3 protein-coding genes are annotated in these 1,034 nt (G+C 49.5%); all 3 read right to left on the reverse strand.

Features of this window, described 5'->3' with window-relative positions; translation table 11 throughout:
* Positions 1 to 195: DUF2800 domain-containing protein (locus VZT47_RS10660; RefSeq protein ID WP_330224930.1), on the reverse strand; the 195-nt coding region annotated here is incomplete at its 3' end.
* A complete protein-coding gene (locus VZT47_RS10665) occupies positions 185 to 496 on the reverse strand; it encodes an rRNA biogenesis protein rrp5 (protein WP_270441288.1) in 312 nt (103 codons plus the stop codon). The genes VZT47_RS10660 and VZT47_RS10665, both read right to left, overlap by 11 nt.
* A 1-nt stretch (position 497) precedes the next feature.
* Positions 498 to 689, reverse strand: a complete 192-nt coding sequence (locus VZT47_RS10670) for a hypothetical protein (protein ID WP_105325849.1) — start codon at positions 687 to 689, stop codon at positions 498 to 500.
* Positions 690 to 1,034 lie beyond the last annotated feature (345 nt).

Raw genomic sequence — 1,034 nt, forward strand, 5'->3', positions numbered from 1 at the left:
CCCCGTAGGGTTCTGGGCCTTCCTGCCCAGGGCTTCCTTCACCTTGTATTCGCAGAGAGTATGAGCATCCGTACCCTCCCGGGCAAAGTCGCTTGTGGTATCCGGCCGCTTCGCACACTCCAACGCGGAAGGCGGGCAGGCCAGCCAGCGGTAGCTGGACGAGGCGGAAAGAACCGCATGTTGCTTATCCGGCATGGCTGATCTCCTCCAGTTCCTTCATAAAGGCTTCATAGTCTTCCGGCTTTACGCTGGAGAGTTTTTCCGCCCCATATTTTTCAATAAGGGCTTTCACTTCTGCTGTGAATCCCTGGCGGGACTTGTCAGCCGCCGCTTTCCGAACTTCTTCAAAAGAAAGGGCCTTCCGCTCCGGAACCACCTTTTCCGGTTCTGCTGTTCTATTGTTCATCTCGTTTTCCAGAGCTTCTACAATCCGCAGCAAGGTCTTTGTGCAATTGGCCATTTCGTTCGCCAGATTTTCAAGATTGTCCTTCGTCACCTTAGTTTCCTCCTTCGTTAATTTCCCTGATGGCCAGTTCCTCTACGGAGTCACCTGGTACGATGATGGTTACTTTTTCTTTCCCGCCCAGCAGGAACCGCAGGATCCGTTCCCGCACGGACACAGACCGTACGGCAGCGATATGCCCACCACCCTTTGCCGCAGAAACGCTGATGCTAACTCTTTGCTTCATGGCTTTTCCTCCTTTCTGAGGGTTAGTATCGTTTTCCCCTTCCACTCTTTAGCCTTGGGAGAGTGGATTTTCTGACGGTTTCCAAAAAACTTTAAAATTTTTTTCTGGCATATAAAAAGCCGGTATGAGAAGCTACTATGGCTCCCATACCGGCTAAGGTTTGTTATTGAGTTTGAAAAAAAAAAAGAGGCCCGTCACTTGGACGTTCCTTGATGTGACCCCAAAAAGTTAGACCTTAGTAACGAGATGGTTTTTACTGTCTCGTTACTTTTTTATGCTGCCTGCAAGGAAAGCCTATATTGAACAGGACTTTTCCAGCATAGTTTTTCCTTGATCCTTTGCTCG

Source organism: Dialister sp., from assembly GCF_036343215.1.
Lineage (GTDB): Bacteria > Bacillota > Negativicutes > Veillonellales > Dialisteraceae > Dialister.

Coding starts and splice junctions, on each gene's coding strand:
- VZT47_RS10670 (WP_105325849.1), bottom strand. CDS start 689: ATGAAGCAAAGAGTTAGCATCAGCGTTTCTGCGGCAAAGGGTGGTGGG.